This is a genomic window from Alcaligenes faecalis (genome assembly GCF_002443155.1).
Lineage (GTDB): Bacteria > Pseudomonadota > Gammaproteobacteria > Burkholderiales > Burkholderiaceae_B > Alcaligenes > Alcaligenes faecalis.
In genome coordinates, this window is record NZ_CP023667.1 from 2,536,845 (window position 1) to 2,561,467 (window position 24,623).

Genomic DNA, 24,623 nt, shown 5'->3' on the forward strand with positions numbered 1-24,623 from the left:
TAGCCTTAATGCCAGATGTTCCAGGGCGTCTGCATCCAGATCGCCACAATAACCAGCCAAACACCGGTCAGCGGGATAAATACTTTCCAGCCCAAACGCATGATCTGGTCATAGCGGTAACGTGGGAACGTTGCACGGAACCAGATGAACATGGAGACCACGACAAAGGTCTTCAGACCCAGCCACAGCCACCCCGGAATCCAGGTAAATGGGGCGAACTCGACAATGGGAGTCCAGCCACCCAAGAACATGATGGACGCCAGCGCCGACAGGAAAATCATGTTGGCGTATTCGCCCAGGAAGAACAGAGCGAAACCAGTACCGGAGTACTCCACCATGGGACCAGCCACAATTTCCGATTCGCCTTCCACCACGTCAAACGGGTGACGGTTGGTTTCAGCAACGGCGGAAATCACGTAGATCACAAACAGTGGCAGCAGTGGCAGCCAGTTCCAGGACAGGAAGTTCAAGCCCTTGTCCGCAAAGTAACCCTGAGTCTGACCAACCACGATGCCCGACAGATTCAGCGTGCCGGAAACCAGCAACACGGTAATCAGCACGAAACCGATGGCCAGTTCGTAGGACAGCACCTGAGCGGCTGCACGCAGACCACCCAGCAAGGCGTACTTGGAGTTGGACGCCCAACCGGCCACGATCACACCATACACACCCAGCGAAGTAATCGCCAGAATGTACAGCAGACCGGCGTTCACGTCGGACAGAACCACATCGGGGCTGAAAGGAATCACCGCCCAGGCGGCCAAAGCAGGCATCAGCGTCACAACCGGAGCCAACAGGTACAGAACCTTGTTGGACTTCGCAGGAACGATCAGCTCTTTGGTCAGCAGTTTGAAAACGTCAGCGAAAGGCTGCAGCAGGCCGCGGTAACCAACACGGGTTGGTCCCAGACGAACGTGCATGAAGCCGATCATCTTGCGTTCCCAGTAGGTCAGGTACGCAACACACAGAATGACGGGCACCGCGATAGCGACAATCTTCAGCAGCGTCCACACCACATACCATGCGTCCGGACCCAGCAGGTCCGAACCGTAGCTATTGATGGCAGAGAGAAATTCCATGTTATGCACGCTCCACTGTCAATTGACCGAATGCGCTACCCAAAGCGGCAGTTTCAGAAAAAGCGGTGGCAACACGCACCGAGTTCAATGCCACGGTGTCATCCAGCTGAGCTGGCAAGCTGACTTCGCCTTGCGAAGAACGAACCTTCACCAGATCGCCGTCGGCCAGACCCAGTTGAGCCAGCGTGGCGGCGGCCATGCGAGCCGTAGGTGCTGCCGAGGCAGGTGTTTCCTGCAAGGGAGCCGAACGGCGCACCAACGCATCGCTACGGTAGATAGGCACATCAGCCACACGCTCCAGACCGCTTGCTGCAGGCAGAACGCTGGCAGCCAGATTGATCTGGTTGGACAGACGCGATTCCACACCAGCAGCCATGACAGAGTCACGCACCGATTCGGAGGTTTCGTCGTCGAAACCATCCAGCTGGAACAGATTGCCCAGTACGCGCAGAACCTTCCAGGCCGGACGTGTATCGCCCACGGGAGCAGCGGCGCCCTTGAAGCTTTGTACACGGCCTTCGGCGTTCACAAAGGTGCCGGAGGTTTCAGTGAAAGGAGAGACGGGCAGCATCACATCGGCCCACTGCTCGGCAGCGGAGCGATAGGAAGTCAGCGCGACCGAGAAGGTGGCGGACTTCAGTGTTTCTACAGCACGTTCGCCCAGATCGCTGTCCAGAGCAGGCTCGACGTTCAGAACCAGGTAAGCACGCAGGGTTTGAGCCAGCATTTGCTCGGCAGTCAAACCGCCCTTGCCTGGTACGGCGTTGGCCAGGTAACCACCGACGGTGTTACCACCGGCAGTCAGGAAGCCCAACTTGGCACCGCTAGCCTGTGCAATGGCATTGGCGTTAGCAGCAATCACGCTGGCCTGATCCGAGTTGACAGCCATATTGCCCAGCAAGATGGCCACGCGTTCGCCGGAGGCCAGGCTGTCAGCAATCTGCTGAGCTTCAGCAGAAACCTGTACACCTTCCAGACCAGCAGGAACGGCGCTGTCCTTGGCTTTGGCAACGGCAACCAGCACTTGAGCCAGGGAGTTGGCCAACTGGCTGGGAGCCACCGTCATACGGCCAGCAATCGCATTGAACAATGGATTATCGGCAGCCGAATCAATAAAGGAAACTTGAGCACCACGTTTAACAGCCTGACGCAGACGCTGAGCCATCAAGGGGTGATCTTTACGCAGGAAGGAACCTACGACCAGAACGCGATCCAGCTCGTTCAAGGCAGTCAGAGACATACCCAACCAAGGTACACCGGCCAGGGCGCCATCCAGACGGGCATCGGTCTGACGCAGACGGAAGTCCACGTTTTCGGTACCCAGAGCACGACCCAGACGAGCCAGCAAAGCCAGTTCTTCGGTAGTGGAGGTAGCCGAACCAATACAGCCCAGTTGATCTGCACCAAACTTCTCGCGCACGGCATTCATACCGGCAACGATGGTTTGCATGGCGTCGTTCCAGGAGGCTTCACGCCATTGACCGTCATCACCACGCACCATGGGGCGAGTCAGACGGTCTTCGGTGTACAGGCCTTCGTAGGAGAAACGGTCACGGTCGCTGATCCAGCACTCGTTGACTTCGTCGTTCTCGAAAGGAACAACACGCAGTACCTTGTCCATCTTGGCCTGCAGCACCAGGTTGGCACCCACGCTGTCGTGCGGGCTAACGCTGCGACGACGGGCCAGCTCCCAGGTACGGGCATTGAAGCGGAAAGGTTTGGAGAGCAAGGCACCTACGGGGCAAACGTCAATCATGTTGCCCGACAATTCGGACTCGACTGCGCGACCCACAAAGGTAGTGATTTCGGCGTGTTCGCCGCGGTTGAGCATACCAACCTCTTGGACACCGGCGATTTCTTCGCCAGTACGCACACAACGGGTGCAGTGAATGCAACGCTGCATGGCTTCGGTCGAGATCAGTGGGCCCATGGATTTGGCAGCCACGACGCGCTTTTCTTCCTTGTAGCGCGACTCGGAGCCACCGTAACCCACGGCCAGATCCTGCAGCTGACACTCACCGCCCTGGTCACACACGGGGCAATCCAGAGGGTGGTTGATCAGCAGAAATTCCATGACGCTCTTTTGAGCGGCAATGGCTTTTTCCGAACGAGTACGCACAACCATGCCGTTGGTGACGGGAGTGGCGCAAGCAGGCAAAGGCTTGGGCGCTTTTTCCACGTCCACCAAACACATGCGGCAGTTGGCGGCAATACTCAGTTTTTTGTGATAACAGAAGTGCGGCACGTAGACCCCGGCGTCATGGGCAGCCTGAATGACCATGCTGCCTTCCGGGGCGTCAACTTTAATGCCATCGATGGTGAGTTCTACCATTACGTTGTCCTGGCCTACAAATATTGAGGCACCACACAGCCTTTATGCTCGATGTGGTGTGCGAACTCGTCGCGGAAATGCTTAACGAAACTGCGCACCGGCATGGCAGCAGCATCACCCAGGGCGCAAATGGTGCGACCCATGATGTTCTGTGCGATGTCATCGAGCATGTCCAGATCTTCTGGGCGACCTTGACCGTTCTCGATACGATGCACCATGCGCCACAACCAGCCTGTGCCTTCGCGGCACGGCGTGCACTGGCCGCAGCTTTCGTGATAGTAAAAATAGGACAGGCGCAGCAGGGACTTGACCATGCAACGAGTCTCGTCCATCACGATGACAGCGCCCGAACCCAGCATGGAACCAGCCTTGGCAATGGAGTCATAGTCCAGGTTGGTTGCCATGATGATGTCGGCGGGCAAAACGGGCGAGCTGGAACCACCAGGGATCACAGCTTTCAGTTTGCGACCGTCACGCATGCCGCCTGCCAGTTCCAGCAAGGTGGCAAAGGGTGTACCCAGAGGCACTTCGTAGTTACCGGGACGCTCTACGTCACCCGTAATGGAGAAGATCTTGGTACCACCGGCGTTGGGGATACCCACTTCCAGGTATTCCTGACCGCTGTTGCGCAAAATCCAGGGCACAGCAGCGAAGGTTTCGGTGTTGTTGATGGTCGTCGGCTTGCCGTACAGACCAAAACTGGCCGGGAATGGCGGTTTGAAACGGGGCTGGCCCTTCTTGCCTTCCAGGGACTCCAGCAAGGCGGTTTCTTCACCGCAAATGTAGGCACCGTAACCGTGGAACGCATGCAGCTGGAAGCTGAAATCCGAACCCAGGATCTTGTCACCCAGAAAGCCTGCCGCACGGGCCTGCTCCAGCGCTTCTTCAAAACGCTGATAGATTTCGAACACTTCACCGTGGATATAGTTGTAGCCCACGGTAATGCCCATGGCGTAGGCGGCAATGGCCATGCCTTCGATCACGATGTGCGGGTTGAAACGCAGAATATCGCGGTCTTTAAAAGTGCCGGGTTCACCCTCGTCGGAGTTACATACCAAGTACTTTTGACCGGGCAAGCTGCGGGGCATGAAGCTCCACTTCAAGCCCGACGGGAAACCTGCACCACCACGACCGCGCAAGGCCGAAGTCTTGACTTCAGCAATCACGTCTTCGGGCTTCATGCCGGTGGTCAAGACCTTGCGCAGGGCTTCATAGCCACCACGCTTGACGTACTCTTCCAGGCCCCAGTTGTCGCCGTTCAAACCAGCCAGAATCTGTGGCTGGATATGACGATCATGAAAAATCATGCTGCGCGACAGGTCTCCACCAGGGTTAGGTTCCAATCCCTGTGCGAACTTGCGCAGAATGTCCGGTGCAATCATGCCGATTCTCCGTGTGTCTTCAATTCTTCGAGCATGGCATCAATGCGCTCGGCTTCCATGCGCACGCACATGTGCTGATTGTTCAGCAACATGACGGGCGAATCACCACATGAACCCATGCACTCTCCCATGATCAGGGAGAACTGGCCGTCCGCCGTGGTTTCACCGTATTCGATACCCAGTTTCTCTTTCAGGTACTCGCCAGCCTTGACGCCATCACGCAGCGCACAGGGCAAGTTGGTGCAAACGGAAATGGTGACGCGGCCAACGGGCTTGGTGTGGAACATGTTGTAGAAGGTCGCAACCTCCTGCACAGCGATAGGCTCCACGCCAATGTATTGGGCCACATCCTCGATAATTTCTGGCGATACCCAGCCTTTTTCCTGCTGGGCAATGGCCAGGGAGGCCATGATGGCAGAGCGACGTTGATCTGCCGGGAACTTGCTCAGTTCCTTATCTATCTGTTGGTAGGCTTTTTCGGAAAGCAACATAATTCGGTTCCGTTTTTCCAGGCGCGACCTTAGCGGTCGATCTCGCCAAACACAATGTCCTGCGTGCCGATGATCGTTACCGCGTCGGCAATCATGTGACCGCGGCTCATTTCATCGAGGGCCTGCAAGTGGACGAAGCCCGGAGCACGGATCTTCATGCGGTAAGGCTTGTTACCGCCGTCAGATACCAGATAAATGCCAAACTCGCCCTTGGGATGCTCCACACCGGCATACACTTCGCCAGTAGGCACGTGCATACCTTCGGAGAACAGTTTGAAATGGTGGATCAAATCCTCCATCCCGGTTTTCATGCGTTCGCGCGATGGCGGCGCCACTTTGTGGTTATCCGTAATGACAGGACCGGGGTTGTTGCGCAGCCACTGTACACACTGACGGATGATGCGGTTGCTCTCGCGCATTTCTGCGATACGAACCAGGTAACGGTCGTAAGAGTCACCGTTACGGCCCACAGGAATATCAAACTCAACGCGATCGTAGACTTCGTAGGGCTGCATCTTGCGCAGATCCCACTCCACGCCCGAACCACGCAGCATGGGGCCGGTAAAGCCCAGCGCCTTGGCACGATCGGGATCGACCACGCCCACACCCACCAAACGCTGCTTCCAGATACGGTTATCGGTCAGCAAGGTTTCATACTCGTCGACACAAGCGGGGAAACGATTGGTGAAGTCTTCGATGAAATCCAGCAAGGAGCCTGAACGCGCTTCGTTCATGGCTTTCAGTTCCTTGTCGGAGCGGTACTTGTTGGCCTTGTACTGCGGCATGGTGCCGGGCAGATCGCGGTAAACGCCACCTGGACGGTAGTAGGCCGCGTGCAAACGGGCACCGGAGACCGCTTCGTAGCAGTCCATCAGGTCTTCACGCTCACGGAAGGCGTACAGGAACACGGCCATGGCACCCACGTCCAGCGCATGCGAACCCACGGACATCAGGTGGTTCAGGATGCGGGTGATCTCGTCAAACATGACGCGGATGTATTGAGCACGCAAAGGAACCTCAACCCCGACCAGACGTTCCACAGCCATACAGTAGGCGTGTTCGTTAACCATCATGGACACATAGTCCAGACGATCCATGTATGGCAGGGTTTGCAGGAAAGTGCGGTGCTCGGCCAGTTTTTCAGTGGCGCGGTGCAACAGACCAATATGGGGGTCAGCACGCTGAATGACTTCGCCGTCCAGCTCAAGCACCAAACGCAACACACCGTGTGCGGCTGGGTGCTGAGGACCAAAGTTCAGGGTGTAGTTTTGAATTTCTGCCATGATGCTTATCGCCCAATTCCGTAATCGTCCTCGCGCACCACTCGTGGCGTGATTTCACGCGGCTCGATGGTGACGGGCTGGTAAATGACCCGCTTCTGCTCGGTGTCATAGCGCATTTCGACGTAGCCGGAGATGGGGAAGTCTTTGCGGAACGGATGACCGATGAAACCGTAGTCGGTCAGGATGCGACGCAGATCAGGGTGGTTCTCGAAAATAATGCCGTACAGGTCAAACGCTTCGCGCTCGAACCAGTTCACCGAAGGCCAGACCTCGAACAGGGTTGGCAAAGCGGGGAAATCGTCGTTGGGCACAAAGCAGCGCACACGCAGACGCCAGTTGTGCTTCAAGGACATCAGGTGCAGCACAACGGCAAAGCGATGGGGAAACTGAGCCGATGCAGCCTGATAGGTAGGCGCTTTCCAGGCGGAATAATCAATCCCGCACAAGTCGATACAGGTCTCAAAGCGCAGATCAGCGTGGTCACGCAGCAGTGTGCAGGTATCGAGCCATGCATCAACCGGCACTTCCAAAGTGAGTTCATTGCGCGCTTGCGTCAACGCAGCCTGCTCGCCAAGGATAGAGAGCAAGTTGGTTTTTAAAGTTTCTAGCCGTGTCATAGTCTTGTTTAGCCTGTTCTAACCGATCAGCGTGCGATGGTATTGGTCAAACGGATCTTGTTCTGCATTTGCAGCAAGCCATAAACCAGAGCTTCAGCGGTTGGAGGACAGCCCGGCACGTACACGTCTACCGGCACGATGCGGTCACAGCCGCGCACAACCGAGTAGGAGTAGTGGTAGTAGCCGCCACCATTGGCACAGGAGCCCATGGATACAACCCAACGTGGCTCGGCCATCTGGTCGTATACCTTGCGCAAGGCAGGTGCCATCTTGTTGCACAGGGTGCCCGCCACAATCATCAAGTCAGATTGACGTGGGCTGGGACGGAAAATAATGCCAAATTGGTCCAGGTCATAACGAGCCGCACCAGCGTGCATCATTTCCACTGCACAACAGGCCAGACCAAATGTCATGGGCCACATGGACCCTGTTTTTGCCCAGTTCAGAAACTTGTCTGCACTGGTCGTCACAAAACCTTCTTTGAGAATGCCGTCGATAGCCATAGTAGTTGCCTTTTGCCGGATCAGGCCCTGGGAAGCCCCGGCCTATCCTGTTGCTGACCAAACCCGCTGTCATCAAGACGCATCCTCGTGCCCCTTATGCCCAGCAGCAGACGCGAAAACCCCTGGCAGGGTTCTCTATGGATGGGTTACTCCCAGTCCAGAGCGCCTTTTTTCCATTCGTAGATAAAACCGACCGTCAAAACGGCCAGGAACGCCATAACGGTCCAGAAACCAACCAGACCTACTGTTCCATTGGCCATGGCCCAGGGAAACAGAAAGGCAATTTCCAGATCGAACATGATGAACAGAATCGCGATCAGGTAGTAACGAATATCCACCTTCATGCGCGAATCGCCGAATGCTTCAAAACCGCATTCGTAAGGAGAGAGCTTTTCAGCATCGGGCCGGTTTGGACCAAGCACTCGACCGACTAAAAGTAGAGCCAGGCCAATCCCAGTGGCGACGATGATAAATAGCAAAACGGGAAAGTACTCTTGCAGGTTCATGCAAAGCATCCAATCGCAGTAAATAAACTCTTGGATTGTAGCATTTTGAGAGCACAGTTTTGGGGGATAACCCCAAACCATTACATCTATGCACGGGTGTTGCACCCATGCCGCAAAAACCGTCAGCTACCTGACCAAAAACCCTTCAACTATTGATTATTTACTTTATTAAGGGTTGCGATTTCAAGCATCGATCAATCATCTTACCCGCTTTTGTAAGGAAAATGTCAGCCAGGGAAGCCAGGAAAACGATTTTTCGTGCTTATTTTGTAAGCAAGACGAACAAGACCGGATGGTCGCAAGCCCAGCCCGGCCCACCTTGAAAGATTATATGATTGCGCATATAAGCAGCCATGGCAGGAACAGATACACAAACAAACAGCGACAACAGCCAACCAGGCAGACAAAAAACAGCCAAATAAAAAAGCCATCCCGAAGGATGGCTTTTTATACTTCATCAGCTCAGGCAAGCCCGAAGGCTTGCCCTTCGCAACGCGTAGACATGCTACGCGAAACGATTAGAACTGGTGACGCACACCAACGCCGATCAGAGTGGCCTTGGCATCAGGCATGAAGTACACGTTCTTGGCGTAGGAACCAATTGCGTACACGTTCGTGCGCTTGCTCAGCGGGTGGCTGTAACCCAGGTTGAAGGTGTGCTGCTTCTTCATTTCCCAAGGACCAGTGCTGTTAGCCAAGGTATCTGGAGCCGAGCGTGGATCAGCCATTGTCCAAGAACCCATGATGGTGCCGGCACCAACAGGCGCGGACAAACCGACCAAGTAGGAGTTAACCTTCAAGCCTTTACCCAAGGTAGCTTGCTTGTTCAGTTCACCAAAGGTTTGACCTTCGAACAGGCCGTTACGAGTTTGACCGAAAGCCAAGTAAGCTTTCACAACTTCAAAGTCGTAGCTACCACCGATGTTCCAGGACTTGATTGTGGTGTCTTCACCCTGAGTGTAGAAACCGTCATTAACGGTATCAATAGCAACACCACGGTTACGAACTTGGTCATATGTCAGAGCCAAGCCGATAGGACCGTTGGCGTAGCGCAGACCAGTGGTAACTGCTTGCTTGTTCAGGTCTTTAGCGTTGACATTGCCACCGCCATTCGAAGCATGCACTGGCAAATCTTTGTCCCAGTATTGGCTACCGTTCGCGTTGAACGAGTAACCAACGCCGAACTGGAAGCCGGAGAAGTTAGGGGTTTGGTACATCACCATGTTGTCGTAACGAACGGTGTTAGCCGATGTGAAAGCAGCACCGATGTTAGCTTGGTCGAAACCACCGCCAAATGGATCAGCAACAGCGCTCAAGTACTTGGAAGCGATGTTGGTCTGACGACCCAGATCCAATTGACCCCAGCTGTCACCAGCCAGACCCAGAGTAGCTTGACGACCGAACAGACGGTTACCTTGAGCAGACTTACCGTCAGCCAGAGTGAAGCCGCTTTCCAGAACGAACACAGCACGCAGGCCATCGCCCAGATCTTCGGAACCCTTCAGACCCCAGCGGTTGCCGGACTGAATACCGTTGATCAGACCAGTGCGCTTGGAATTGATTTCTGGCTCATTAGCCTGTTGAGCGTAACCGTCAGTACCTTTAACTTTTTGGTAACCGATACCACCGTCCAGAATACCGTACAGGGTGACAGACGTTTCTGCGTGTGCGACGCCAGCGAAGCCGGCCATCAGAGCAGCAGCGAGCAGAGTCTTTTTCATGTAAGAAATCTCCGTAGATTTGAGTAAATCAGAGCAGCCCAACTACAACAGTGCTGCTGCTCTTTCTAACTCCGCGATGGGAAGTTAACGCTATTGCATCAAAATTCCCGTCGCTTGACTACGAAACCCTTCGGAAACGTGAATCTTTGTGCACAGCTTGTTGGCTATACACAACAAAAACCCACTTACAGCGGCTTTCAAAGCCACTTTGAGCCAGCACGACAATTAGCAGGCTAAAGCCACCATCTTCTTAAGAACTTGCTTTAAGTATTCCTGGCAATCGGTCGCCAATACTGGTTTCCCGCAAACAAGGCTAAAAGCCAAATTACGCTTTAAACCGATAGAAAAGCCGCCCATCTCATATTGAGAGCCCAAACCGACCACGCAAACAACTTAATAAATTCTCATATTATGAGAAAGTATTCGAACGATGAATTCAACATGAACTGACCCGATTCAGCCGACTCCCAACCCAGCAAAAAACAGGCCCGGAGATCGCAGCGCCAGCACCGAAAACAAAAAGTCGCAACGGCCAAAAAATGACGAAAAAAAAACCTGCCCTTTTCAGGTTCAGGTTTTGTTTCCATGCTCTGCCATCACAGAGCTTTTTGTTTGGTGCCGACGACGAGACTCGAACTCGTACAGCTTTCGCCACTACCCCCTCAAGATAGCGTGTCTACCAATTCCACCACGTCGGCAAGCAATCAAGACAGCGATATTAGCATGACCAAAGTAAGACTGTCAGTACAAAACAGGCCAAAACAGCTAAAAAAGCTCGTTCTCAGGCATATTCCACACAAACACCGCAAAACGAACAAAGCCCGCCATAACGGCGGGCTTCGATATCGTACTTTCCGATCCTGCTTGTGATCTTTGTTGCTTCTTATATATAGAGCAACGAAGAACTCACAAACAAAGCGAATTTACTCAGCCGCAGGAACGGCTGGCGCGTTCTGCTCAGGAGTTGCCGAAGGAACAGCTGCCGGCACAGAAGCACCTGGAGCAGGAACCGAAGCCGCACCCGATGGAGCCGCACCAGGAACGGAGGATTCGTAGCCTTGCATCACACCTGCATCCACTTTCTGTGCAGGATGGTGAGCAACCCAGGCCAAACCGCCGGTAGACACAAAAAAGACGATTGCCGCCCACTTGGTCATACGCGACAAAAAGTTGGCCGCACCCGCCGCACCAAATACACTCCCTGCCGAGCCGCCACCAAAGGCCGAGCCCATATCAGCGCCCTTGCCTTGCTGCAACAGCACCAGACCAATAATCAACAGCGAGGAGATAACCTGCACCGCCATCAGAACGGAAGACATCCAATCTTGCATTTAAAGACTCCAGACCCTTTAAGCGGCCACAATACGTAAAAATTCCTGTGCATCCAAAGATGCACCACCCACCAAGGCACCATCAATATCCGGCATGGCAAACAGCTCTGCGGCATTATCCGCTTTCACACTGCCACCATACAAAATACGCACCTGATCCGATTCCATGTAGGCACGAATCTGCTGATGCATTTGCTGCGCTTGCTCCGGCGTTGCCGTCAGTCCCGTACCAATTGCCCAGACCGGCTCATACGCCAGGACCAGCTTGGATACCACTTCCGCCCCAAGAGCCTTGATGGGCTCAAGCTGGTCTTGCACCACACAGGTTTCCTGCCCAGCCTCGCGATCGGCCAACTGCTCGCCAATACAGACAATAGGCGTCAAGCCTGCATCGAGCGCCGCAACCACTTTGGCGGCGACCTGAGCACTGCTTTCCTGATGATACTGACGGCGTTCGGAATGCCCGACAATCACCCAGCGACAGCCGATATCAGCCAGCATTGCAGCCGAGACTTCCCCAGTGTATGCACCCTTGGCGTGGACACTGACATCTTGAGCACCGACCGCAATGGCCGACTCTTTCAAGATATCTGCCACCTGGGGCAAATACACATAAGGAACGCATACAAGCACATCACAATCTGCCTGCGCTTCAGGCTGAACGAGCAGTTCTTGCAGCAGACGGCTGTTGCCATCAAGCGAGCCATTTAATTTCCAATTACCCGCAACCAGTCGTTTACGCGAAGAATGTACGCTCATTGCTCCCTTGATGCCAGTCAAAAAGTTACACCAACGCCCACAATCAAGGCGCAGCTAACCGGCTATTGTAGCGCGAGCTACCCCGTTTCGCGCATATTTGGCAGAAAATTCGTTTCAAACCAGCAAGAAAAAGGGTGGCTATGCCACCCCTTGCTGTTTTTAAGGAACAAGAATGATCTTGCCCACCTGCTCACCCGCCTCCATCATGGCGTGCGCTTCATTGGCTTTTTCCAGAGGGAAAGTGGCATGAATCAAGGGACGCACCTGCCCTGCTTCCAGCAAAGGCCAGACTCGCGCTTTCAGCGCCTGCGCCAGTTGCGCCTTGAACTCTACAGAACGAGAACGCAAGGTTGAGCCGGTAATGGTCAGACGACGACGCAAAATCTCACCACAATTAATCGTGGCCTTTACCCCACCCAGCAAAGCAATAATGACGATACGACCGTCATCAGCCAGGCACGTCAAATCCCGGTTAATATAGTCACCAGAGACCATATCCAGAATCACATCAACCCCACGACCGCCTGTCTTGCTTTTGATGACGTCTTCATAAACTTCGGTTTTGTAGTTGATGCCAATCCCACCCAAGCGATTGATGGCCTCCACGCGCTCATCACTGCCTGCCGTGGCATATACCGTATGCCCCAAAGCCACCGCCAGCTGAATCGCTGTTGTTCCAATTCCGCTTGCACCACCATGAACCAGCAGGGTTTCACCCTTGCTCAGCTGACCACGGTCAAACACATTGCTCCAGACAGTGAAGAAGGTTTCTGGCAGGCCCGCCGCTTCAAGCAAGCTGAAACCCGCAGGAATAGGCAAGCACTGCTGTACTGGCACCACACAATATTCGGCATAGCCACCACCAGTGACCAACGCACAGACCTGGTCACCAATCTTGAACTCACTGCCCTGCACATCGCCCGATACGATTTCACCGGCCAGTTCCAGACCGGGAATATCAGAGGCACCAGCCGGTGGCGGGTAAGCGCCTGCTCGTTGCAAGACGTCTGGACGGTTCACGCCCGCCGCCAGCACCTTGACCAGCACCTCACCGGGACCTGTTTGTGGCATGGGCCGCTCGCCCACTCGCAACACTTCCGGCTTTCCAAACTCGGTAATTTCAACAGCTCGCATACCTACTCCCTGATATCTAGACTATTTTTCCAGCGCGGCTGCAAGCACAAACCATAAGCAGCCGCCTTACCTGCTGCAATCTATCACAGGCACTGGCATCAACGCTCTATTCCAGCCATGAAAACAGATTATTTCAATGACGCTGGCAAATTTATACGTTACACTTTAAGGCTTTCCTGGCCTCCGTGCTTTTTTGCGCATGTGACTTGTCAGGAAGAAAAGCCCAACAGACAGGAAGCGTGCCAGAGCGGTTGAATGGACCGGTCTTGAAAACCGGCGATGGGGTAACCCATCCGTGAGTTCGAATCTCACCGCTTCCGCCATCATCTCCCGCTGCATCCATGGCGGAATTGGTAGACGCAAGGGACTTAAAATCCCTCGATCTTTGATCGTGCCGGTTCGATTCCGGCTGGATGCACCATAGACCTGAAGCGGTCTGCACTGATACATAAGCCTTGAATTTGCCCAAACCTGCGTTGGTTTTGCAGCAAAAATCAGGCGACAAAAAGCGGCTCTACCCCATAAGCGGGGGATGCGCATTCACTAGACACGGTTGATCACACCGCTCCACCCGCACTGAGCCAAGACTCTCATGCGGTAATTCTCAAAGTTCCTGACCCCATACGCACGGCGTGAGAGCATTTCCATCTTGGTGTGGAAGCCTTCAGTAATGCCGTTGGACTTGGTGAATCGCCACATCCTGACGATGGGTTCGAGCCATGATTTTAATGTGGCGGCCAGCGCCCTGGCCGGGCTCTGCTCAAACTGCTCAATCAACGCCAGGAATTGGGGCATCATCTTTTGAGCCCTCTTTCTTTTCAAGCTCTTCATCACCAAGAATCCATTTAACTGCTGCTTGGCGAAGTACAGCGCCCGCAGCACCGGCTCCTGAGCCAAGTACTGATGCAGATTCTCCTTCTGCATGGCGGTCAGCTTCCAATGGTGACGGCGCATCAGGCTGAGCAACCCCCGGTTCTTGCGACCCTGGGGGTCATACTGCTGCCACAGCTTCAGGAAGTGCTGGTTCACCAGGCGCACGACATGGAAACGGTCAGCCACGATGATGGCATTGGGGAAGTACTGCTGAGCGATCCGGCGATACGTCTCGGACAGATCCATCACGATCACCCGCACATTCTCCTTACCCGGCAAGCGTTTCAAATAGCTGCGCAAACTCGCCTCTGAGCGGCCCAACACGACATCGAATACTTTGTGATTCTTCAGGTCGACCAGCGTGGTGGCGTAACCGCGTTTGCGAGTGAAGAAGTGTTCATCAATCCCAAGCACCTGCGGGCAGCTGCGCCCAGAGAGCTCCGACACGCGTCGCTTGATGAACGACTGATACCAGCGCTCCACCGTCGCACTACCGACGCGGTGCGTATGGGTCAGCTTGCGCTGACTCACGCCACCCTCGTGGGCCTCAAAGACCTCCAACCGATACGTCTCGGTCGAACGTAGCCGGGGCAGAATCCCGGCGAAACGGTGGCGAAAATACCGGTTGCAGTCGGTGCAGTGGTACTTGGGAACGCGCAGGTGCAGCACGACCAGCTTATTGCCCTGTCGCGTGTGCTTGAGCGTGCGTTGATGAGTCGCCTTGATGCGCACTTGGTTGCCTGCGCAATGCAAGCAGGCGGGCCGCTTACGCGGCCGCGTCCATACATGAATATCCTTTGTTCGTTTGACAGCCTGGACCACCAGCCCAGGGATCCCTAGGATAGAATCGATTGGGGACATCGGCATTGCTTCCGTTAGACAGGTTCTTCGCAAAAACAAGTCTAGCGAATGTCGATCGTCCCCCTTTTATGATGTAGAGCCCAAAAAGCCCACTACGCATAGTGGGCTTTTTTGTTTCCCCAACCATCGAATGGGGCAGTAACCATCTGCCGCTATACAAGCTGCATACGGCATACACACTGCCTGTTCAAACCCTGTCAATCAGAAAAACACTGCCAGGCTCCTTCTACGGAGCTGCGCTGTAGACCTGCCGACCGGCAAAGTAAGTCGCCAGAACCTGAGTGTCCTTCAAAGCCTCTACATCTACCTCCAGCACATCGCGATCCAGCACAATAAAGTCTGCCTGCTTACCCACCTCCAGAGAGCCAATTTCCCTCTCCATTCGGATAGCCCTGGCCGCGTTGATGGTATAGGCCCTGAACATACTGTCTTTATCCATACGCTCGCCTGCATTCAAACCGCCATCCGGCCCAGAGCGTGTCATTGCATGATGTATGGCTTCCCACGGATTCGCCGTAGAAATAGGCCAATCACTAGCACCCACAATCACCGCTCCATGCTGCTGCAGCGACCGAGCTGGATACTGACCCTGAAACTCCGAATCAGGAATATAAGGCTTGACCAGATCAAGCAGATAGTTATCAAGCTCGGCCCAGTGCAACTGCATGACAGCCATCACATCGAGCTGTTTAAAGCGGGGATAATCAGCCGGGCTTACCAACTGCAGATGCGTAATGGAATGCGGTACACCACTGCTACGCTTTTTGCGCGCCGACTCAATAGCATCCAAAGATACACGCACAGCTCTGTCACCCAAGGCGTGGATATGCACCAGCCAGCCGCGCTGATCAATAGCATCAACCAGCTGCGTCATTTTGCGCTGCTCCAGCAACAGCTCGCCCTGCTTGCCAGAGTTTTCATAGCGGCCCAGCAAGGCTGCGCTTTGAGCCGGATACTCCAACACCCCATCAGCAAACACCTTGATACCCGGCAAACTCAGGTTAGGGATGTGCGCAAAGCGCTTTCGGACACTATCAAGCCGCTCCAGGTCCGCCGCATCACTCTCCGGACTGGCCACCAGCAAGGCAGCAACATGAGCAGTTAATAAACCCGCTTCTGATAAAACCCGGTAAGCCGGCAATATGCCCTCTCCAACACTGCCAAGAGGTCGAGAAAACAAAGCCTCCCCCGGCCCGGCGTTGGCCGCCGGGTCCATCCAGGCCGTAATGCCATAGCGATTATTGGTTTCAACAGCGATTTTTGCAGCTGCCAGTAACTGCTTTTCAGCTGGTTTGGGCAAGATCACCGTCACCTTATCCAGTCCAGCATCCACCAACACCCCATCGGGCTGGCCATTACTGGCCACACCGATGGTGTGTCGAGACTTCGCAGGCAATGACTGCACGTAAGCAGCGTCAATTCCCGCCTTTTCACGCATTGCCTGATTCGCCCAGGCCGTATGATAGTCAGCCCCCATCAGCAACACAGTCTGATGCTGCCAAGCCCCTGCATCCAGCAAAGCGCTCAATGACTCGGGCGCAGACCACACCGCAGGATTCACCCCAAACACCACCATAGGCACATCTGGTCCGGACTCTTTTTCCGCCAGCCAGGTTTGCAATTGCTGAGCGAGCTCAAGCGGACTGAGCTCTTGATCCTCCAGGTTTGGCGCCAAGGCAGCCAGGCCCGCAAAAATAGCGTGGGAGTGCGCATCAATCAGGCCAGGCATAACGCGTCGACCCTCAAGGCTTAGCATGCGAGTGCTCGGTCCCTGATAGTGCAAGATCTGTTCGCTCTTGCCTACGGCCAGAATTCGGCCCTGGCTCACGGCCATCGCCTCGGCATCAGGGGAATTGGTATTAGCGGTATAGATCTTCGCGTCCAGAAAGATCATATCCGCGACTTCATTAGCTCCAACGCTCCCCGTAGACCCCACTAGCATCACAGCACACAAGCACCTGAATAGCCTGTTTATCCCCATCATTGACTGTCTCCTGCATCAGCTTTTGATCATGCTCGGCCAGTACCCACCCAAGCGACAACTCAAACTTGGATCAGCATGACATCGCATCACTCTCTGTTTATGGATTTTATGATTTCGACATCCAGACAGCGCTTAATAAAGCCCTGCAAACCCAAGACAAGCGCTACCAGAGCCAATGACAGATTTCCTCTAAAGCACGGAAGACCAAGGCCTTAGCCAAAATGCACAACGTTTAAACAAGGCGCATTCAAACCAGCCCCCCCCTCCAGCCCCGGGCAATGCCAAACGCAAAAAACCCGCCTTTCGGCGGGTTTTTCTTCAAGCAGACTACAAGCGCTATCAGGAAGCAGCAGGAGCAGCTGGGCCGCCTTGAGCTTCGATACCACCAATAGCCTTGATCGACAGACGCAGACGACCTTTCTCGTCAGCTTCAATGACCTTGACCTTAACAACCTGACCTACTTTCAGCACGTCATTGATGTTGGCGATACGGTAGTTGGCAATCTCGGAGATATGCAGCAAGCCGTCACGGCCTGGCAGCACTTGCACAATCGCGCCAAAGTCCAGCAAACGCATCACTGGGCCTTCGTATTCCTGACCCACTTCCACTTCAGCGGTCAGTTCTTTAATACGACGCTCGGCTTCGCGGGCCTTGTCCAGATCGGCGCTGGCGATCGTGATGGTGCCATCATCCGAAATATCGATCTGTGTACCGGTTTCTTCGGTCAGGGCGCGGATGGTTGCACCACCCTTACCAATCACGTCACGAATCTTCTCGGGGTTGATCTTCACGGTCAGCATGCGAGGCGCAAATTCGGACATCTCGGTACGGGAACCGTCGATGGACTCTTTCATCTTGCCCAGGATGTGCATACGGCCTTCGTGAGCCTGAGCCAATGCAACCTGCATGATTTCCTTGGTGATGCCCTGGATCTTGATATCCATCTGCAAGGCAGTGATACCTTTCTCGGTACCGGCAACTTTAAAGTCCATATCGCCCAGGTGATCTTCGTCACCCAGAATGTCGGTCAGCACAGCAAACTTGTTGCCTTCCTTGATCAGACCCATGGCCACACCGGCCACGTGATCTTGCACAGGCACACCAGCGTCCATCATGGACAGCGAGCCACCGCACACCGATGCCATGGAGGAGGAACCGTTGGACTCAGTGATCTCGGACACCACACGGATGGAGTACTGGAAATCTTCAGCGGCAGGCAGCAAAGGGGTCAAAGCACGCTTGGCCAGACGACCGTGACCGATTTCACGACGCTTGGGAGCGCCGAAACGGCCGGCTTCGCCTGTGGCGAACGGAGGCATGTTGTAGTGCATCATGAAGCGATCGCGGTACTCGCCCATGATCGAGTCAATGATCTGCTCGTCTTGCTTGGTACCCAGGGTGGTCACTACCAAAGCCTGAGTTTCGCCACGTGTGAACAAGGCGCTACCGTGAGCACGGGGCAGAACGCCCAGACGAATGCTGATAGGACGAACGGTGCGGGTATCGCGACCGTCAATACGGGATTCGCCGCTCAAGATGCGCGAACGCACAATCTTGCTTTCCAGGTCGAACATCATGTTTTCAACGGCAACCATATCAGGCTGATCCTGACCGGCAGCTTCAGCTTGAGCCTTGACCGTTTCTTTAACCTGAGCGTAGACAGCACGCACCTGTTCGGTACGAGCCTGTTTTTCGCGAGTCTGGTAGGCCTGAGTCAGACCTTCCTCAGCAGCGGCGGTTACCGCAGCCAGCAGGCTTTCGTTAACAGCGGCAGGCTGCCAGTTCCACTCGGGCTTGCCGGCTTCTTCAACCAGTTCGTGAATGCAGTTGATGGCCGCTTGCATTTGCTCGTGAGCAAACACCACACCACCCAGCATGACTTCTTCGGACAATTGCTTGGCTTCGGACTCAACCATCAGCACTGCTTGTTCGGTACCGGCCACAACCAGATCCAGAGCCGAAGATTTCAACTGAGTAGCGGATGGGTTCAGTACGTACTGACCATCAACGTAACCCACGCGAGCAGCGCCCACAGGACCATTGAAAGGAATGCCGGAGATAGCCAGAGCAGCCGAAGCGCCGATCATGGCAGCGATATCAGGATCAATTTCAGGATTGACCGATACCGTGTGAATGATGACCTGAACTTCGTTGTAGAAGCCTTCAGGGAACAGAGGACGCAGTGGACGGTCGATCAGGCGGGAGATCAGGATCTCGCGCTCGGACTGGCGGCCTTCACGCTTGAAGAAACCACCAGGGATCTTGCCAGCGGAGTAGGTTTTTTCGACGTAATCAACGGTCAGAGGAAAGAAGTCCTGACCTGCTTTCGCTTCGCTTTTGCCAACAACAGTGGCCAACACAACAGTGTCTTCAATCGAAACCAGCACGGCACCTGACGCCTGACGTGCGATTTCGCCGGTTTCCAGAACGACGGTATGTTCGCCGTACTGGAAAGACTTGGTGACTTTATTGAACATTAGGAGAATCCTTACAATAAAAAAACCGTGCACACAGCGAAACCAGTTCGCCGAATGCACGGTTGTTTAGCGGGGAGCCAGCCCCGGTATCACTTACGCAGACCGAGTTTTTCGATCAAAGCACGGTAAGCGTCTGGATTACGACCTTTCAGGTAATCCAGCAATTTGCGACGACGGCTAACCATGCGCAACAGACCACGACGGGAGTGGTGATCCTTGTTGTGAGCCTTGAAGTGGCCGGTCAATTCGTTGATGCGAGCGGTCAGCAAAGCCACTTGCACTTCTGGGGAGCCTGTATCGCCTTGTTTACGCTGAAACTCGGAAACGATATCGACTTTTTTGATATCTGCAACTGCCATTTTATTTAGCCTCTAAGACTTGCGTTAGGACCGAGGTGCCCTAACGTGTTGAAAATGAGATTGAGTGCACCGGACCCACTGGGCCAAGTGCAAGCAAACGATTATAACGAAAAACCGGGCAAGGCGTTAAGCATTTCAGCCTGAAAGCCCGCCCAAGCCGGGTATTTTAGTTGTTTCCACGCCGAAGTCGCGCCAAGGCACGGGCACGACGCCAGCGCCAGGCCATGACGAACCAGCCCGACAAACCGTACAGGCAGAACAGCCCAAACAGGAAAACAGGTGGATCGGTAGATACAAACACAAAGACCAGCACGAAGAGCAGCATGGCCCAGAATGGCACGCTACGGCTGATCGCAAAGGACTTGCCGCTATAGAACGGCGCATTGGAGACCATGGCCAGGCCGGCATAAATGGTCAAACCGAAGGCAACCCAGGGAATCACGTTCACTTGCAAGGACAACTTGTTGTCCACCGCCAGCCAGACAAAGCCGGCCACCAGCGCAGCGGCTGCCGGACTGGGCAAGCCCTGGAAAAAGCGCTTGTCAACCACTTCAATATTGGTATTGAAACGAGCCAGGCGCAGTGCCCCACCCGCTACGTAGATAAAGGAGGCCAACCAGCCCCAACGCCCCAGCCCCTGCATGGCCCAGACGTACATGACCAGCGCAGGCGCCGCACCAAAGGAAATCATGTCTGCCATGGAGTCATACTGCTCGCCAAAAGCAGACTGGGTATTGGTCAAACGAGCCACCCGCCCGTCCATACCGTCAAATACCAGTGCCAGGAAAATGGCGATGGCTGCCGCTTCAAAACGGCCATTCATGGCCTGCACAACGGCATAAAACCCCGCGAACAGATTGGCGGTCGTAAAGGCGTTGGGCAGAAGATAGATGCTACGCCGACGACGGGTTTCATCATTGAGCAAATTGGGCATAATTTATGCTTTAAGAGTTGTTGCTAAGGACTGAACACTCAAATGTAGCATTGTCCACAAGGCTACAGAGTGCGAATAATTCCAGCAAATATAAGCCAGAGCGAACAGAAACGGCCAAGGGGCCTGCGGCCAGGGAGTTCGCGGATAAATAGTGGATTTTATCGAACTCGCTTGCGCACCACCCCGACAGGGGCACGATGGTCAAATCAAGCACTGCATTTTATCGCGCCCTCACCAATACGGCTATAAGACGAGTAGAAGGCGCTTCCAAGCTTTTCTTTAGCCCAAGCAGAGGCGGCGCTGAAGGCCAAATTCTTGCAGCAATAAAAAACCGGCTGACGCCGCAAGACGTCAGCCGGTTCAGGTTCAAGACCAGGACAGCTTATGGAACCGTCCCGATATCAAACTTAGTTCTTGGACTTGTCGACCAGCTTGTTAGCGGCGATCCAAGGCATCATGGAGCGCAGCTTGCTACCCACTTGCTCGATCTGCGATTCAGCGTTGATACGACGACGCGAGATCAGAGTAGGAGCGCCAGCGGCGTTTTCCAGGATGAAGTTCTTGGCGTACACACCAGTCTGGATGTCTTCCAGGCACTGACGCATGGCTTTGCGGGTTTCGTCGGTAACAATCTTCGGACCGGTCTCGTATTCGCCGTATTCGGCGTTGTTGGAGATCGAGTAGTTCATGTTGGCGATACCGCCTTCGTAGATCAGGTCCACGATCAGCTTCAGTTCGTGCAAGCACTCGAAGTAAGCCATTTCAGGAGCGTAACCAGCTTCAACCAGCGTATCGAAACCAGCCTTGATCAGCTCAACAGCACCACCGCACAGAACAGCCTGTTCGCCGAACAAGTCGGTTTCGGTTTCTTCGCGGAAGTTGGTTTCGATGATACCGGCACGGCCACCGCCGTTAGCGGATGCGTAAGACAGGGCCACGTCGCGAGCAGCGCCGGTCTTGTCCTGGTAAACAGCGATCAGGTGAGGAACGCCGCCACCCTGGCTGTAGGTGCCACGCACAGTGTGACCAGGAGCCTTGGGAGCAATCATGATGACGTCGATATCGTCACGTGGCACAACTTGGCCGTAGTGAACGTTAAAGCCGTGGGCAAATGCCAGAGCGGCGCCGGGCTTGATGTTTTCAGCAACCTGGTTGCGGTAAACCTCAGCAATGTTTTCGTCAGGCAACAAGATCATGACGACATCAGCGCTCTTGACGGCTTCAGCCACTTCCTGAACTTTCAGGCCAGCGTTCTCGGCTTTGCTCCAGGAGGCGCCGCCTTTGCGCAGACCAACAACCACGTTCACGCCGGACTCGTGCAGGTTCAGGGCGTGGGCGTGGCCTTGCGAGCCGTAACCGATGATGGCAACGGTCTTGCCTTTGATCAGGGAAAGATCACAATCCTTGTCGTAGAAAACTTTCATTTCAGGTGCTCCAAATTTAATAATTTCGCTTAAACAGCAATTCGAGAATGGCCGCTCATGCAGCAGCGGCACAAAAAGGACCTTGACTCATTACTTCCAGAACAGGGCCACCGCGGTCTACACAGCGTCAGGCCGTGTTTACCCTTTATAAGGAGCCGCCTTGAAAAGCAGCTCCTTGAATAAAAGCGGTAATTATGTCCTGAAAAAGCCTTGGCTTACAGCTTTAAGACACGTTCGCCACGGCTGACACCAGAGACCCCGGTGCGCACTGTTTCAAGAATGGCCGTACGATCCAGCGCATTGATGAAAGCAGCAATTTTGTCTTGAACACCGGTCAGTTCGATGGTGTATGTCTTGTCCGTAACATCAATGATGCGACCACGGAAAATGTCCGCCATGCGCTTCATCTCTTCACGTTCCTTGCCCACCGCCCGCACTTTGATCAGCATGAGTTCACGCTCGATGTGAGGGCCTTCGGACAGATCCACCACCTTGACCACGTCAACCAGACGGTTCAAGTGCTTGGTGATCTGCTCGATGACGTCGTCCGCCCCTCGGGTAACGATAGTCATGCGAGACAGGGTGTCGTCCTCGGTTGGAGCAACCGTCAAGGTCTCGATGTTATAGCCACGGGCCGAAAACAGGCCGACCACACGGGACAGTGCGCCGGGCTCGTTTTCCAGAAGGATAGAAATGACGTGTTTCATGATTCTCTCCTTACAGATCGTCCGGGCCCAAGAGCATTTCTGTCAGGCCGCGGCCTGCTTTCACCATCGGGAACACGTTTTCGGTTTGGTCCGTGATGAAGTTCAGAAATACCAGGCGGTCTTTGTGCGTGGTGAAGGCTTCGCGAATAGCGGGGACCACATCGGCTGGCTTGTCGATCTCCAGGCCCACGTGACCATAGCTTTCCACCAGTTTGACAAAGTCAGGCAGTGCATCCACGTAGGACTCGGAATAACGCGAGCCGTAGTCGATTTGCTGCCACTGGCGCACCATGCCCAAATAACGATTGTTCAGGCAAAGAACCTTGGGGCTCAAGCGGTACTGTTTACACGTAGACAGTTCCTGGATGTTCATCTGAATGGAGCCTTCACCCGTGATGACGGCAACATCCTGGCCAGGGTTGGCCATTTGCACACCCATTGCGTAAGGCAAGCCCACGCCCATCGTGCCCAGGCCACCGGAATTGATCCAGCGACGAGGCTTATTGAATTTGTAGTACTGAGCCGCCCACATCTGGTGCTGACCCACGTCGGACGTCACGAAAGCGTTGCCGCCTGTCACTTCCCACAGGGATTCCACCACAAATTGCGGCTTGATCAGTTCGTCCGACTTGGCGTAGGCCAAGGAGTTCTTGCCACGCCAGACATTGATCTGTTTCCACCAGTCGTTCAAGGAAGGCTGGTTCTGCGATTCCTGACGGCTTTGCGCATACAGCTCATTGAACTCGACCAGCACGTCCTTGACGCAGCCCACAATAGGCACATCAACTTTCACGCGCTTGGAAATCACGGAAGGATCAATATCAATATGGATGATCTTGCGTGGGTTCTGGCTGAAATGACGGGTGTTACCGATCACACGATCGTCAAAGCGTGCGCCAACTGCGATCAGGACATCGCAGTTTTGCATGGTCATATTGGCTTCGTAGGTACCGTGCATGCCGGGCATGCCGATATATTGATCAGCGGTACCAGGATACGCACCCAGGCCCATCAAGGTGGTAGTACAAGGAGCACCACTTAACTTGACCAGCTCGTTGAGCTCGTTTTCTGCATTACCCAGCACCACGCCACCACCAACGTAAATCAGTGGGCGCTCGGCGCTATTGAGAATCTGGACGGCTTTCTTGATCTGCCCCTGGTGGCCTTTGGTCACAGGCGCGTAGGAGCGCATCTTGACCTCGCCACGCTTGGGCGTGTATTTGCACGTTGCAGTCGTAATATCTTTGGGGATATCAATCAGCACGGGACCGGGACGGCCTGTCGTGGCAATGAAAAATGCCTTGCGAATGGTATCGGCCAAATCACGAACATCGCGCACCAGGAAGTTGTGCTTGACGCAAGGACGGGTGATACCGATGGCATCACATTCCTGGAAAGCATCTTCGCCAATTGCCTGGGTGCTGACCTGTCCACTGATAATGACCATCGGAATGGAGTCCAGGTAAGCGGTCGCAATACCAGTAACGGCATTGGTGACGCCCGGGCCACTGGTTACCAGTGCCACGCCAACTTTCTGGGACGAACGGGAGTAGGCATCCGCAGCATGAACAGCGGCCTGTTCATGACGCACAAGAATGTGCTGAAAGCGGTCCTGCTTGAAGATTGCGTCGTAGATATAGAGAACAGCACCACCCGGGTAACCGAAAACGTGTTCCACGCCTTCGTCCGCGAGCGTGCGCACGACAATATCTGCGCCATTTAATTCAGACATGAGTTTTCCTTTCAGTCTTGCCCTGCAATATCGACTGACCACGACGGTCCGAGCTTGAACCGATGTCAGCAACATGATCTGGCGCTTCATGGCCCACAGGACCACACCACCCAGACACATTACCGTCCGGCCT

The 24,623-nt window shown here is 54.5% G+C and carries 20 protein-coding genes and 3 tRNA genes; 2 read left to right on the top strand and 21 right to left on the bottom strand.

Features of this window, described 5'->3' with window-relative positions; translation table 11 throughout:
* Positions 1-5: 5 nt before the first annotated feature.
* The 13 genes from nuoH to CPY64_RS11990 form a co-directional block, all read right to left on the bottom strand.
* Entirely contained in the window at positions 6-1,079 is a 1,074-nt protein-coding gene (gene nuoH / locus CPY64_RS11930) for an NADH-quinone oxidoreductase subunit NuoH (RefSeq protein ID WP_042482520.1), read from the bottom strand.
* 1 nt (position 1,080) lies between these two features.
* Positions 1,081-3,411, bottom strand: a complete 2,331-nt coding sequence (gene nuoG, locus CPY64_RS11935; protein WP_042482523.1) for an NADH-quinone oxidoreductase subunit NuoG — start codon at positions 3,409-3,411, stop codon at positions 1,081-1,083.
* A 14-nt stretch (positions 3,412-3,425) separates the two neighbouring features.
* Positions 3,426-4,793, bottom strand: a complete 1,368-nt coding sequence (nuoF, locus tag CPY64_RS11940) for an NADH-quinone oxidoreductase subunit NuoF (protein WP_009456684.1) — start codon at positions 4,791-4,793, stop codon at positions 3,426-3,428.
* Entirely contained in the window at positions 4,790-5,284 is a 495-nt protein-coding gene (nuoE, locus tag CPY64_RS11945) for an NADH-quinone oxidoreductase subunit NuoE (protein WP_026483139.1), read from the bottom strand. The genes nuoF and nuoE overlap by 4 nt, the downstream gene beginning before the upstream one ends.
* A gap of 29 nt (positions 5,285-5,313) precedes the next feature.
* Positions 5,314-6,567 carry an NADH-quinone oxidoreductase subunit D gene (locus tag CPY64_RS11950; protein WP_003801056.1) on the bottom strand — a complete coding sequence of 418 codons (1,254 nt, stop codon included), beginning with the start codon at positions 6,565-6,567 and terminating at the stop codon, positions 5,314-5,316.
* Between the two features lie 5 nt (positions 6,568-6,572).
* Positions 6,573-7,184, bottom strand: coding sequence for an NADH-quinone oxidoreductase subunit C (locus CPY64_RS11955; RefSeq protein ID WP_042482529.1), 612 nt, complete (start codon positions 7,182-7,184; stop codon positions 6,573-6,575).
* A gap of 26 nt (positions 7,185-7,210) precedes the next feature.
* Entirely contained in the window at positions 7,211-7,687 is a 477-nt protein-coding gene (locus tag CPY64_RS11960; protein WP_003801059.1) for a NuoB/complex I 20 kDa subunit family protein, read from the bottom strand.
* 146 nt (positions 7,688-7,833) lie between these two features.
* On the bottom strand, positions 7,834-8,193 hold the full coding sequence (locus tag CPY64_RS11965) for an NADH-quinone oxidoreductase subunit A (protein ID WP_003801061.1): 360 nt from the start codon (positions 8,191-8,193) through the stop codon (positions 7,834-7,836).
* 518 nt (positions 8,194-8,711) lie between these two features.
* Entirely contained in the window at positions 8,712-9,914 is a 1,203-nt protein-coding gene (locus tag CPY64_RS11970; protein ID WP_042482533.1) for a porin, read from the bottom strand.
* A 613-nt stretch (positions 9,915-10,527) separates the two neighbouring features.
* Positions 10,528-10,612: transfer RNA gene (locus CPY64_RS11975), tRNA-Leu, on the bottom strand.
* Between the two features lie 225 nt (positions 10,613-10,837).
* On the bottom strand, positions 10,838-11,245 hold the full coding sequence (gene secG / locus CPY64_RS11980) for a preprotein translocase subunit SecG (RefSeq protein WP_042482536.1): 408 nt from the start codon (positions 11,243-11,245) through the stop codon (positions 10,838-10,840).
* Positions 11,246-11,263: 18 nt separating this feature from the next.
* The gene (gene tpiA, locus CPY64_RS11985; RefSeq protein ID WP_042482539.1) at positions 11,264-12,004 is read right to left on the bottom strand and encodes a triose-phosphate isomerase; all 741 of its coding nucleotides are present in this window, start codon (positions 12,002-12,004) and stop codon (positions 11,264-11,266) included.
* 159 nt (positions 12,005-12,163) lie between these two features.
* On the bottom strand, positions 12,164-13,138 hold the full coding sequence (locus CPY64_RS11990; RefSeq protein ID WP_042482543.1) for an NAD(P)H-quinone oxidoreductase: 975 nt from the start codon (positions 13,136-13,138) through the stop codon (positions 12,164-12,166).
* Between the two features lie 233 nt (positions 13,139-13,371).
* Between CPY64_RS11990 and CPY64_RS11995 the strand changes: the two genes are divergently transcribed.
* Positions 13,372-13,461, top strand: a tRNA-Ser gene (locus CPY64_RS11995).
* A 12-nt stretch (positions 13,462-13,473) separates the two neighbouring features.
* Positions 13,474-13,559 (top strand) — tRNA-Leu (locus tag CPY64_RS12000).
* A 122-nt stretch (positions 13,560-13,681) separates the two neighbouring features.
* Here the strand turns inward: CPY64_RS12000 and CPY64_RS12005 are convergent.
* From CPY64_RS12005 to ilvB, 8 genes are all read right to left on the bottom strand, one after another.
* The gene (locus CPY64_RS12005; RefSeq protein ID WP_317905934.1) at positions 13,682-14,878 is read right to left on the bottom strand and encodes an ISL3 family transposase; all 1,197 of its coding nucleotides are present in this window, start codon (positions 14,876-14,878) and stop codon (positions 13,682-13,684) included.
* A gap of 220 nt (positions 14,879-15,098) precedes the next feature.
* Positions 15,099-16,766: an amidohydrolase gene (locus tag CPY64_RS12010; protein ID WP_226791370.1), complete on the bottom strand. Its 1,668-nt coding sequence runs from the start codon at positions 16,764-16,766 to the stop codon at positions 15,099-15,101.
* A 429-nt stretch (positions 16,767-17,195) separates the two neighbouring features.
* A complete protein-coding gene (gene pnp, locus CPY64_RS12015) occupies positions 17,196-19,334 on the bottom strand; it encodes a polyribonucleotide nucleotidyltransferase (RefSeq protein ID WP_042488262.1) in 2,139 nt (712 codons plus the stop codon).
* Between the two features lie 89 nt (positions 19,335-19,423).
* Positions 19,424-19,693, bottom strand: coding sequence for a 30S ribosomal protein S15 (rpsO, locus tag CPY64_RS12020; RefSeq protein WP_003801068.1), 270 nt, complete (start codon positions 19,691-19,693; stop codon positions 19,424-19,426).
* A 166-nt stretch (positions 19,694-19,859) separates the two neighbouring features.
* The gene (pssA, locus tag CPY64_RS12025) at positions 19,860-20,627 is read right to left on the bottom strand and encodes a CDP-diacylglycerol--serine O-phosphatidyltransferase (protein ID WP_026483198.1); all 768 of its coding nucleotides are present in this window, start codon (positions 20,625-20,627) and stop codon (positions 19,860-19,862) included.
* A 407-nt stretch (positions 20,628-21,034) separates the two neighbouring features.
* Positions 21,035-22,051: a ketol-acid reductoisomerase gene (gene ilvC, locus CPY64_RS12030; RefSeq protein WP_009456705.1), complete on the bottom strand. Its 1,017-nt coding sequence runs from the start codon at positions 22,049-22,051 to the stop codon at positions 21,035-21,037.
* Between the two features lie 215 nt (positions 22,052-22,266).
* Complete coding sequence (gene ilvN, locus CPY64_RS12035; RefSeq protein WP_003801075.1) at positions 22,267-22,758, bottom strand: acetolactate synthase small subunit; 492 nt, start codon at positions 22,756-22,758, stop codon at positions 22,267-22,269.
* Between the two features lie 10 nt (positions 22,759-22,768).
* On the bottom strand, positions 22,769-24,490 hold the full coding sequence (ilvB, locus tag CPY64_RS12040; protein ID WP_042488265.1) for a biosynthetic-type acetolactate synthase large subunit: 1,722 nt from the start codon (positions 24,488-24,490) through the stop codon (positions 22,769-22,771).
* Between the last annotated feature and the right edge of the window lie 133 nt (positions 24,491-24,623).

Bases quoted from the DNA above. Each gene is read 5' to 3' on its own strand.
- nuoE (WP_026483139.1), bottom strand. From the start codon at position 5,284: ATGTTGCTTTCCGAAAAAGCCTACCAACAGATAGATAAGGAACTGAGC.
- nuoG (WP_042482523.1), bottom strand. From the start codon at position 3,411: ATGGTAGAACTCACCATCGATGGCATTAAAGTTGACGCCCCGGAAGGC.
- CPY64_RS12005 (WP_317905934.1), bottom strand. From the start codon at position 14,878: ATGCCGATGTCCCCAATCGATTCTATCCTAGGGATCCCTGGGCTGGTG.
- CPY64_RS11950 (WP_003801056.1), bottom strand. From the start codon at position 6,567: ATGGCAGAAATTCAAAACTACACCCTGAACTTTGGTCCTCAGCACCCA.
- CPY64_RS11965 (WP_003801061.1), bottom strand. From the start codon at position 8,193: ATGAACCTGCAAGAGTACTTTCCCGTTTTGCTATTTATCATCGTCGCC.
- CPY64_RS11970 (WP_042482533.1), bottom strand. From the start codon at position 9,914: ATGAAAAAGACTCTGCTCGCTGCTGCTCTGATGGCCGGCTTCGCTGGC.
- CPY64_RS11990 (WP_042482543.1), bottom strand. From the start codon at position 13,138: ATGCGAGCTGTTGAAATTACCGAGTTTGGAAAGCCGGAAGTGTTGCGA.
- nuoH (WP_042482520.1), bottom strand. From the start codon at position 1,079: ATGGAATTTCTCTCTGCCATCAATAGCTACGGTTCGGACCTGCTGGGT.
- tpiA (WP_042482539.1), bottom strand. From the start codon at position 12,004: ATGAGCGTACATTCTTCGCGTAAACGACTGGTTGCGGGTAATTGGAAA.
- pnp (WP_042488262.1), bottom strand. From the start codon at position 19,334: ATGTTCAATAAAGTCACCAAGTCTTTCCAGTACGGCGAACATACCGTC.
- ilvB (WP_042488265.1), bottom strand. From the start codon at position 24,490: ATGTCTGAATTAAATGGCGCAGATATTGTCGTGCGCACGCTCGCGGAC.
- ilvC (WP_009456705.1), bottom strand. From the start codon at position 22,051: ATGAAAGTTTTCTACGACAAGGATTGTGATCTTTCCCTGATCAAAGGC.
- CPY64_RS12010 (WP_226791370.1), bottom strand. From the start codon at position 16,766: ATGATCTTTCTGGACGCGAAGATCTATACCGCTAATACCAATTCCCCT.
- nuoF (WP_009456684.1), bottom strand. From the start codon at position 4,793: ATGATTGCACCGGACATTCTGCGCAAGTTCGCACAGGGATTGGAACCT.
- pssA (WP_026483198.1), bottom strand. From the start codon at position 20,627: ATGCCCAATTTGCTCAATGATGAAACCCGTCGTCGGCGTAGCATCTAT.
- rpsO (WP_003801068.1), bottom strand. From the start codon at position 19,693: ATGGCAGTTGCAGATATCAAAAAAGTCGATATCGTTTCCGAGTTTCAG.
- CPY64_RS11960 (WP_003801059.1), bottom strand. From the start codon at position 7,687: ATGGCTATCGACGGCATTCTCAAAGAAGGTTTTGTGACGACCAGTGCA.
- CPY64_RS11955 (WP_042482529.1), bottom strand. From the start codon at position 7,184: ATGACACGGCTAGAAACTTTAAAAACCAACTTGCTCTCTATCCTTGGC.
- secG (WP_042482536.1), bottom strand. From the start codon at position 11,245: ATGCAAGATTGGATGTCTTCCGTTCTGATGGCGGTGCAGGTTATCTCC.
- ilvN (WP_003801075.1), bottom strand. From the start codon at position 22,758: ATGAAACACGTCATTTCTATCCTTCTGGAAAACGAGCCCGGCGCACTG.